The organism is Maridesulfovibrio ferrireducens, assembly GCF_016342405.1.
Lineage (GTDB): Bacteria > Desulfobacterota > Desulfovibrionia > Desulfovibrionales > Desulfovibrionaceae > Maridesulfovibrio > Maridesulfovibrio ferrireducens_A.
On sequence record NZ_JAEINN010000038.1, the window covers coordinates 1 to 10,580 of the forward strand.

The following is a 10,580-nucleotide window of genomic DNA, read 5'->3' on the forward strand; positions in this document are numbered from 1 at the left end:
AGTATATGTCAAAGAACAAGGGCTAAGCTTATATCATCAGGACTTCTTTTAAAAGATGGAGCCTATGTGACGCTTACAATAAGTCCGGTAACAACACCCCAGATAATTTTTAATTTTTTGGGAGGTTCTTCACTTGCCCGTACGCCTTTGGTAGATATTATAGCCAAGGTTGCAACCAAAGAGTCTGTCATAGTGGCAAATGAAAATACAATAGTGACTACAAACAGTCCCATCAAAATTTTACAGAATGGGAATTGGGAAAGAAGGATGTATACCATAGATTCCATTCCGAATTGATGTATACCGGCCCAGACGTCGACCAGTCCGGTCCATTGGAAATAGACTGCTGTTCCGCCAAAAGTTGCAATCCAGAAATGACAAAAGATTGTCGGTGGAATAATATTTACCAGAATAAACTGACGGATAGTTCTTCCCTTACCCATGCGAGCCAGAAAATGTCCCAGCAATGGAGCAAAGATGAAAAAGATTTCCATATATGGAACAAGCCATTGCATGGGCCATTTGTCGCTTATCTGCATCGTATTGAGCAAGGTACTGTTGCGGAAAAAATTGCTTGCAAAATATCCGAAGGATTCAACTCCAATTCCCAGAATGAACAGCGTGGGGCCCGCAAAAAGGACAATAGCCATAAATAAGAAAAAAGCTTTTGTAGTTCCTGTGGACAGGATTCGCATCCCTTTTTTTAGACCGGAATATGATGACAATATATAAATTGGAATGATGATCGCGGCAGCAGCAGCCCAGGTCAAGGGGCCTGGAGTATAATCAAAAATTCTCCCTGTTCCGCTTCCTATCTGCATAAGACCCGCTCCCATGCTGGTGGCAATGGCACAACAAAGAGAGAAAAGGCAAAGTGCATGAACTGCTGGAACTAAAATTGGGCGCAACTTTTTAGGGAAAAGGGCGTACATACCGGCAGCTATTGATAATGGATAGTTACGGTTGTAGCTCACCAGAGCAATTGCTACTCCGCAGATGGTATAGAAACAGTATTGAGCGATGGTCCAGTGCAGAGTCGTTTGAGCTATGGCAAAGATTCCGGCGTCTTTGGAACCGGGGTCGATGTGCAAACTCAATGGAGGTTGCATCATATGATAGATAGGCTCACCCATGGCCCAGAAAAGAATGCCTATACCGATACATCCGCAAAGAGATAGAGAAAACCACTGCCAAAAAGTAAATTCGGGTTTGGCATCTCTACCTCCAAGTCTTATATTTCCGATAGGAGAAAAGGCTATTCCGACAGTAAACATGACAATAATAATGGCCAGAGAAACTTCCAGCCATCCGAAAGTTATATGAATCCAGTTCATTGTGGTGCTCAGCATAATCGCGAGACCTTCTTGATATGCCAGTCCTAACGTTATTCCGGCGAGTAAGAGTATAAATCCGGGCCAAAAAGTATAATGATTGAGTTCCCTGTGTTCATCCCTTTTCCTTGCCGCTGACATAATGCCTCTCTCACTGTTTTGTCCGTAGAATTGTGTTTCTAATCAAATTCTTAGATATCACGACATAAATTTTAAGTCGTTCTTCATTCGGGGCAACAACTCTGTCGGAGCGTTTGTGGTATACTGTACCATTAGGCGGTATGCTAAAAAAACTAGGCATTGATGTCAATAAGCGTTTTGATTATTTGTTAATGCGTTTGCCTGCAATAATTGATAAAATCATCTAGACAAATAGATCATGTATCGGCGTGGAAGTGAGACCTAAGTCTTTGCTTCAGCTATAATGTGATTAAGTGGTATGAAATACTGTAATTCGGTACACAATTCTGTGCTTTAAAAAAGCGTAAAATTTATATAAAACTAGTGGTACGCTATACCGAATTATGGGATTGTCGTAAAGCCTTTGAAACTAAGGGCAAAGAAGGTCTGTACGCCGCAGCAAAAATAATTTGACGAAAACAAAGAAAGGGGATTTGAAATGAAAATAGGCTTTATTGGAATAGGTAATATGGGAGGTCCCATTATAAGAACTCTTTCAGAAGTGGCTGATATTACTATTTATGGATTGAATCAGACTAGAGAAAAATTAGAAAAACTTGCTCAAGAGACCGATCTTATTCCTTGTAAAAATGTACAGGAATTAACTGAAAAATCGGATTTTATTGTTCTGGCTGTTAAGCCGCAACAGGCTGACGGAATATGGCCTGAAATGATTCCAGCTTTGACGAAAGATAAATGCTTAATTTCCATTGCCGCAGGATTGACTTTGAAGTCACTTAAAAACAGTACTCAAAACATTTGTCCGGTCGTCCGGGCCATGCCTAATACCCCCGTTTTAATTAAAGAAGGAGTCACAGCTATTTGTCTGGATGATGAAATCATTTCAGAGCAGAAAAAAAAGTTAATTCAGAATGTTTTCCGGAACTTAGGAGACGTGCATGTCCTGCCTGAAAATCAGTTTGATGTCTTTACCGCACTCATCGGATCAGGCCCGGCTTATATCTTCTATCTTATTGAAACCATGATAGAATCAGGGGTTGAGCTGGGGTTGCACCGTGACGTTTCCTCTCGCATGGTCAAAAAACTCTTCAGGGGTTCCAGCCTTATGGCAGAACAATCAAAAGAACATGTCAGTATGATTAAAGAAATGTCTATTGCTCCCGCAGGGACAACTATTGCCGCTTTAGTTCATTTTGATCGTACTGCCATACGCGGGAATATTATGGATGCAATCCGTATGGCGTATACCCGAAGTATAGAACTTGGTTAATATATAGCTATTGAGAACCTGTACATTTGTCTTGAAATAAGTCGAACTTGCCTCCTTCTCTTAATGAGATTACGTAGGTAATTCATTTATACTGCTAATTAACTATAATAATACGGTTGGACTAATGAATTATTCACATAATTTTTCTGCTGTAATTTTTGATCTTGACGGCACTTTGCTTTACTCTTTGAACGAAATTGCAGCTGCGGGCAATGGTGCACTTGCCCGGCTGGGGCATTCTACTCATCCTGTCGACGCTTATTGTCATTTTGTAGGTGCCGGTGCGAAAACATTGGCTTGGCGTATGTTGCCGGAGGACAAGCGGACTCAGGATAATTACGATGTTCTGGTTCCTGTTCTTCTTGAAGAATTTGAACGGGAGCTGAATACCATTGCGTACCCATATGCCGGAACTTTGGAAGTACTTGAGGTTCTGTCCTCTGCCGGTAAAAAGCTCGCTGTGCTTTCCAATAAGCCGGAGGAGTTCACTAAAGTTGCGGTGGAAAAGTTTCTGCCCGGGGTGGATTTCTTTTCGGTTCATGGAGGGCGGAATGACGTTCCCTTAAAGCCCGCTCCGGACTGCGCTTTGAAGATTGCCGAGTCTATGGGAGTTGCACCTGAACATACCGTTTTTGTCGGTGATTCGGATGTGGATATACATACCGCTATTAATGCAGGTATGATTCCTGTCGGGGCTGCATGGGGTTTTCGAGGTAGTAAGGAACTGTTAGAAGCCGGAGCCAAAATTGTTTTTGATTCTCCGTCAGATTTGGCAAAGTTGCTTTAAACATAAAAGTTGATGTGGGGTTGGCAAACGTTAACTTTATAGATTTAAAAAAATGAAAAAGGTAGGCGCTGAATTTAAGTTTTCAGCGCCTACCTTTTTTGTATCAGGGCAATTTTGACTAAGTCTTTCGTGTAGCAATTCAGAAAAGACAATGGTAGCACTACAAATTATCATAAGGTGATATTTTAGCTGTGTGTGATTTTATCCAAGCCTTTATGAAATTGTAAAGTTGGATGAATTAGCTTGCGCTATTTTAATGGATTACTCCCTTTAATAAAGAGGGATAACAAAAAACTAATAGTTGGGAAGTAATGGAAAATTTACCAAATTGTCCGCAGTGTAAGTGTGAGTATGTGTATCATGATGGCAGTATTCTTATTTGCCCAGAATGTGGTTTTGAATTTCAGGCCGAAGATGTGCAGGAAAAAGTATATAAAGACGCGAATGGCAATGTCTTGGTTGATGGCGATACGGTTATAGTTATCCAAGATTTAAAAGTGAAAGGCGCATCTTCTTCCATTAAAAAGGGAACAAAAGTAAAAAATATCAAATTGATAGAGCCAGAAGATGGCGTTCATGATATTTCATGCAAAGTCCCTGGTTTTGGTTCAATGTATCTTAAAACATCGATAGTTAAAAAAAGTTAGTAGTACCCGAGATATTAAAATCAACCTCTTATGGCTTTTTTAGCTGTAAGAGGTTTTTTTGTTAGTTTAGTTCCGCAATCCTGATCAGCTGCGGGGTACACATGAATAGATTCGCCATTGCAAGCATTTTCTTTTTGCTGTTCACGCCCTTAAGAATAACGCTGAATCCGTCACCTTTTTTTTGATAAGATAAAGAATATCCTTTTAATTTGTCGGGATATACTTTTTCATAATGAGATATAGCCCGTATCGCACTTTTTTCGGAGATAAATACGTCTAGAACTAGTGCGTAATTCTTAACGATATCGTTGTTGCTGGTGTTTTCTTCTGTAGAAGAAACAACATTGTTGGCAATTATATTTGAATCCGTGTTGACAGGTGACGCTATCTCAGCATCCAGACCTTTAAATTCTTCAGTTTTTAATTGCACCAGCAATTCTGAAATTTGGGATTCAGTCGACATTATATTTGTCTCTTGCGGCGTATCAAGGTCAGTATAGTCAAAAAAATTCTGAGCATCATCTCCGAGTTTTAATTTAGTAGTGAATTTGTCTTTTAACAATCCGATAATTTTTTCTTTTCCAAAAAACAGGAATGCATCTGAAACAATATTTCCGCTTGTATTGATCTCAATATTTTCGACAGTTGTTCCAGAATAAGATTTTTTTTCTAAATATTTTGGATCAATTCGTAATTTATAATTGCCGGGAAGAATTTTAGCCAAGGCAAAAAAACCATCTTGTTCAGTCCATGCATATTCGATTATTTTATCATCTTTATCGAGAAGCTGCATAGGAATATGAGCTCTTCCTTTGATTTTATCATCAACAATAAGGTAAGCATAACCTTCTATTTCACCACATACATGCAAAGGAAATTCAAGATTGTAAACTTTACCTTCACGAGGAGTTATCGCAACACCCCCTTTGGGGGCAAGACGAATATCTTTAATCAAATCTTCATCGACAGATACATCCGTGCTACGCATAGGAGCCAACTGGTACAAAAAAGCTCTGCCATTTTCATCTGTGATAGTATGCTTGTTTGACTGGTGTGCTTTGAGAGTAATATCTTCAAGAGGTTTATCTTCGCCATCAAAAACATTGTTATAGTTTTTATCGTTATACACCAGACAGGCTGCTCCTCCTAAGCCGGAGCTTCCACTAGATAGCTGCGGTAAATAGGTCGAAGGATCAAAATCAACGCTTAATGAAAATCCGGCATATAGGAAATATGAATCATCGTTATACCATGTTCCTTGAATATAAGGAGAAATTTTTCCAAACGAGTAGCTCCATGTGTTTCCTACGGAAAGAAGTTCTGCTCCTGTGAGATATTTGCTTACCGTAACAGATGTGTTTAGTTTTGGAGTTACACGTAAATTACCAGTAGAACTTAATGATCTTATATATGAATCACTTGAATCATCCACTCCGAATTCAGCGTTGGCCCGAAGACTTCCGTCTTTGAAAGCTCTATAAAAAGTAAAAGAACCATATAAATTAGGCTCTTCATCGGATACTTTATTTTCGTATAACCTACCGCCAAGATTAGAACTGAAATGTCCGATATCGGAAAAAAAGTTTAAAGAGCCACTAAGATCATAATATTTTGAATCATCATCATAGCCGGTATGCTCAGTTGTGCGCGCAAGATTAGCACTGTAAGCCAGCCGTATAGATTGGGTGAAATTTGTGTTGTCGGAAAATCCAAATTGTAGATTATTTTTAATACTACTTTCTTCATAATTGTCAGATAATTGATACTTTAAGCCCATATTTATATTTTGCCCTCCATCGAGTTGGCCACGAACGCTCGCCTTTAAGTCTGTAGAACCGTAAGTGGAATATCCAAGGTCAAATTGACCAAGAAAAACATCGTAGCCTCCACTTAAACCTACAGAACCAACCGTTCTTTCTTTATTTCTATAAGTATCCATTGTTAGTCCTGTGCGTAAGCCCAGACCATTACCAATCCCAATATTTACACCAGATTTAAGACGTGTTGTGCCTTTTAGTGCTGTGTCTGTAGGGTCAACTTTACTAACTTTTTCACTAAAAACGCCAACTCCCTGTTGTGAAAAAGAAGAATCATATTCAACATCACCTAGGGTAAGCGAGGAACCTACTGTAACAATTTCTTCACGAATTTCTTGTTGTCCCTCAGTTCCGTATAAAACAAGTTTAAACCTATTAACTCCGTAATTAAGAGTTACATCTTCAAATAAGTAATTCCCCGATATGTCAATTGTTTGGAATCCGATTAGTTGATTGTTACGGTATAACTCTACATCCCATCCAGGAATACCCTTGCCGGCAAATGTTTTAGCGTCACTAGTGGTAGAACTCATTGAATTTTTGTTTGAAATCCTTACACCGCGTTCAAGTTTTCCAGTAGATCCCAGAGGGGTCGTTGACGGAATAATATCGCCTATGGTTACCTTGGCTATATACGGGTTATCTAGAAAAAGTCGTTCTGCAGTTAATGATAAATCTTTAAAATCAATCTTTGATTTATCTTTAGTATAGTCATAGGTAACTGCGCCATATAAAGCGGTCGACATATAAAGCAGATCTCCTCGAAAGAGACCGGCAGCAGTTGCTCTTGTTGATTGTTTTTTGTCTTTATCCTGGTAGCTTAAACTTACCTTTGCATCCAAACGCGGAGGAGCAACTGAAGCATAATCCAGATCGCGAAGGGGATAGCGTAATCCATTTTTTGCTTGATAAATTCTCCGCTCGTCCTGACGCATTTTCATAAGTTCCATCGGAAGGCTTTCGTAAGGAGTAATCCATAAAATCAGATTTTGAAAATCAGGCTTAATTTTCAAAGGGAAAAGAGAGTTGAACTGTTTTAATTCCATGTAGATATCATCTTCAGAATAAAAATATTTATCCATTGGCAGCATATATGTTTGCTTATTTGAAATTGCTTCACCTGTTTCTAAAGAAAATGAAAATTTTCTGTTATCTTTAATGAACCATCCTTCAGCTCCTTTTGGTGTCACATCAATGGCAAAGCCTAAAATGCCAAACATTTCACCTATAGGTACAAAAAGATTTCCTCCTCGTCCCTGACAAAATAATCCTTGGTAGACCAAATTACTCCGTAAATAGACATCAAGAATAATGTCTCCATCAGCTACTGGTCGATCAGTTCCTGTCAAACTCTTGCTTTCATACATTGGAGTATCAAGCTCAGAGTTCATAATCTGTTCTTTTTCTACAGGCGTTTCTTGCGCAATAACTGGCACAGGAACAGGCACAGGAACGACGCTTGAAACTTCTTTTTCGGCTTTACGTTGAGGAGGTGGAGAGGGCTTAGGCTTTACCAGTGGAGCAAGCACTACTGGAGCTTTTTTCCTGACCACAGAGGATCTGGATTTTGTAGAGGCTGATTTTAATGGCTTTTTTTGCTTAGGAACAGAATCAGCTTTTTCTCTTTCATCAGTTTTTAAGGATTCTTTTGCAAGTTCAAAATCGGAGTGGGGGTAGATGTCTGACTCTGACCCCGAGATTCCTTCGAGAGAAGAAGCTGGTTCATTTCCAGTTTGGATAGATGGATCGTCGCTTGGTGGCATAATTCCCATGCGAATGCTTGAAGAGTCGGGACGTTTAAATTCTTCAACAGATTTGTCAGACTTTTGACTTGGATTGTCACGGTTAAGAGCTTGCATCAATAATAGAGCTAAACCAGCTGCTATCATCAATCCAATTCCGCTTTTAACAAGCAATCCTGTAGTAGTCTTAAAATTCATACAACCTGTTTACTTTATTTAAAATTAATTACTTATTTTTCCATTCTGTAGGTAATTGCAAAATTAATGCCAGAAAAAAGCCCCGTGCAGGTTATGCACGGGGCTAAAATAAAGATTAAAATATGTTTAATAATCTGATTATTTAATCATAAATTTCTTAGAATCAATAATCTTTTTATCTCGATCATTGTAGTTCGTTAGTTCTACGGTAACGCTGCCCCGCTGAAAAGATTTGTCCAGCTTTGGTAACACCACAATCCTAGTTGTTTGTGGGAGATAGGTTACAATTCTTGGTTTGCTGGCAATAATTTTTTTCTCACCATTGACCATGGTATATATGGAGACGCCAACATAACTGGAGCGATTTCCTTTACATTTTAATTTTAGCTGTAATGAGTCTTCGTCTTGCCCCTTGATTATTTTAAGGTCGTCGATAGTAGTCACGACTTTGGGGGTACCTTGATAGATCATAACAGGTATCCGCATGCCTACTTTTAGATCAATAATGACACCACCTTTGTCTATGTTTAAATCTGAGGGGGAGTGGTTTTCAGCTTTTTTATTAGGATTAGTAACTGGTCCGACTCTCATGTAGGTATAATATTCCCCTTCAGGAAGATTAGGCGGTTTGCGAATTACTATTCTTACGACTTGCTTGCCGCCGGGGTCTATAATGGCGGTACGAGGTGAAAATTTAACCATAGACTGAGCTAATAGTTCTCTTTTTGTCATTTTTTTAGGAATATAAAGGGAACCGTCTTCTTTCATTCGCATGGGCAGGGTGGAGATGTTATATGTGACTGGTTCTTTTATTGATTGATTAAAGACAGTCACCACTGCATAGCGCTGATTATTTTTTAGCTCGACACGCATAGGTTCGATCATTATTCCGCCAACGGCAAATGCCGATGAAGCAAGAGAAAAAAATAAAAAAAATGATATAAAAATTTTTCTAAGTATAGCTAACAACGTATATTCTCCAATAGTATCTAGTAGGTTGTAATTTCAACATGAACTGTGCCGGATAAGCTTTTTCCGTAAGCAGTGTAGTCAGTAATCAATTCCCCACCTATGTAGGCTTTTTGTCGAGTTCCTTCAACAAATGCTTCTACATCGCTAAACATGTGCATACGTTGTAATGTGGCACCCTTAGTCCCTTCTTCAGTATGTAAATCAACTGAACTCGGGAAGTTTAAGCTGATATGCACGTTTCCAAAATCGTAAAAATAAAGACATGCCGCATGGCCGCCAGTTATATCACAAGCATTCGAAGGAGCACACATAGGAACTTTTGAACCTAACGCATCAATAATTATTGTTAATGATCTAGTACGCGGGATAACCCGGCCAAACGCCAGGTTTTGAGCCAGGTATATCCGGGGATCTGCGTATGAAGTCCTAGGGACAAACAATACGAAAACAGCTATATTCATCCAGACCAGCATGGTAAGAACAAATATAGCTGTTTTATTGATTGTTTTGGGATTAAATTGCAGTAACATCAACAGTTACAGTACCGGTGTAAGTTCCTGTTTCAACAGATGCGGGGACACTAAGGATTGGTCCTACTACCAGTGAAGCAAATTCAGTTGCAGCAATGGCCAGACTGTTAAACGCTGTGATATTACTTGTGATACCGGAAACGGTGATAGGAGTAGGAGTTCCAGAATAGAATCCTTTGTCCAGAGTTGGCGTTCCGACCAAAGCAATAGCAAGGTCCACATTTTCTTGTGCAGCTACAATATAAATAACACCAGGTGTTTCGGTTGTCATTGTTACAGGTGCAGATGTTCCGCGGATAACCTGTCCAGTTGTAAATGTTGGCAAAGCGTCTCCTAGGGTAGCTCCTGCAACAGGAACGATGGGTACTACGTTCATGGTGATGGTTTCAGCAGCACCGGTAGTGTAAATAGTTTTAAAGTCTGCATTTGTTGTACTATCGATCGAGAATGGCTGAGCCAAGGTAATCGATGTTTCAAAAGTTGTTTCTTCAGCAAAAGCTGCACTAGCACATAACAACGCTGCACAACTTAGCAACATAATGAATTTTTTCATAAAGTTTCTCCCCAGAAGGTTGTAGGTTCTTTCTTTTTTAAACGCCTTATTCTCCGCTTATAAATAGTTATCGGACACCAAGGTTAGAACTTTATACTTAATTTTATTTTTTTTAAAAATTAATCAAGATTTGTGTCATGGCTGTAATATTTAATTTTACTGTGCCAGTTAGCTAACCCATATGTTACTTAACCCATTTCCATAATCGATTTCAACTAATTTCAACTGATTAATGTTGTTAAATCATCACTCACATTTGGAGAAAATTGAGGCCATGAAAATTCAGCTGGTTGTGTTAAAATAAACGTGAAGGATCTATAAAGATAGTAGAAACAGGCATTTAGGGGAGGATGTTTGTTGTTAAAACGAGTTGTGAGTTATTTGGAGCAACCGGAATAAATGGTGATTTCATCAGGCATGCTGGTATTATGCAGCGTTTATCATTCACGTAAGAGGTGCAGTTTATTTGTGTGTATGATAGAAAAAATTTATCTATATTGAGTTTGTTTAATTAAATCCTAGATTCAACTAGTAAGTGCAACTGTTGTTTAAGTCTCTAAATACTTGATTTGGCGTTTTAAAATCAAGACAT

General features: G+C 38.9%; 8 protein-coding genes. 3 read left to right on the forward strand and 5 right to left on the reverse strand.

Features of this window, described 5'->3' with window-relative positions:
• Positions 1-62 precede the first annotated feature (62 nt).
• Entirely contained in the window at positions 63-1,472 is a 1,410-nt protein-coding gene (locus JEY82_RS19155) for a BCCT family transporter (RefSeq protein WP_304088805.1), read from the reverse strand.
• A 478-nt stretch (positions 1,473-1,950) separates the two neighbouring features.
• Here JEY82_RS19155 and proC point away from each other — a divergent pair, with 478 nt between their 5' ends.
• The 3 genes from proC to JEY82_RS19170 all read left to right on the forward strand — a co-directional run bounded on the left by proC (position 1,951) and on the right by JEY82_RS19170 (position 4,176).
• The gene (gene proC, locus JEY82_RS19160; protein ID WP_304088808.1) at positions 1,951-2,742 is read left to right on the forward strand and encodes a pyrroline-5-carboxylate reductase; all 792 of its coding nucleotides are present in this window, start codon (positions 1,951-1,953) and stop codon (positions 2,740-2,742) included.
• A gap of 124 nt (positions 2,743-2,866) precedes the next feature.
• Positions 2,867-3,529, forward strand: coding sequence for an HAD family hydrolase (locus JEY82_RS19165; RefSeq protein ID WP_304088810.1), 663 nt, complete (start codon positions 2,867-2,869; stop codon positions 3,527-3,529).
• A 311-nt stretch (positions 3,530-3,840) separates the two neighbouring features.
• The gene (locus JEY82_RS19170) at positions 3,841-4,176 is read left to right on the forward strand and encodes a zinc ribbon domain-containing protein YjdM (RefSeq protein ID WP_092159445.1); all 336 of its coding nucleotides are present in this window, start codon (positions 3,841-3,843) and stop codon (positions 4,174-4,176) included.
• Positions 4,177-4,237: 61 nt separating this feature from the next.
• Here JEY82_RS19170 and JEY82_RS19175 read toward each other — a convergent pair whose 3' ends face one another.
• The 4 genes from JEY82_RS19175 to JEY82_RS19190 form a co-directional block, all read right to left on the reverse strand.
• Positions 4,238-7,933 carry a TonB-dependent receptor gene (locus JEY82_RS19175; RefSeq protein ID WP_304088813.1) on the reverse strand — a complete coding sequence of 1,232 codons (3,696 nt, stop codon included), beginning with the start codon at positions 7,931-7,933 and terminating at the stop codon, positions 4,238-4,240.
• A 138-nt stretch (positions 7,934-8,071) separates the two neighbouring features.
• Positions 8,072-8,902 carry a hypothetical protein gene (locus tag JEY82_RS19180; protein ID WP_304088815.1) on the reverse strand — a complete coding sequence of 277 codons (831 nt, stop codon included), beginning with the start codon at positions 8,900-8,902 and terminating at the stop codon, positions 8,072-8,074.
• 20 nt (positions 8,903-8,922) lie between these two features.
• On the reverse strand, positions 8,923-9,435 hold the full coding sequence (locus tag JEY82_RS19185; protein ID WP_304088817.1) for a hypothetical protein: 513 nt from the start codon (positions 9,433-9,435) through the stop codon (positions 8,923-8,925).
• The gene (locus JEY82_RS19190) at positions 9,419-9,988 is read right to left on the reverse strand and encodes a hypothetical protein (RefSeq protein WP_304088820.1); all 570 of its coding nucleotides are present in this window, start codon (positions 9,986-9,988) and stop codon (positions 9,419-9,421) included. Before JEY82_RS19190 ends, JEY82_RS19185 begins: the two co-directional genes overlap by 17 nt.
• Positions 9,989-10,580 lie beyond the last annotated feature (592 nt).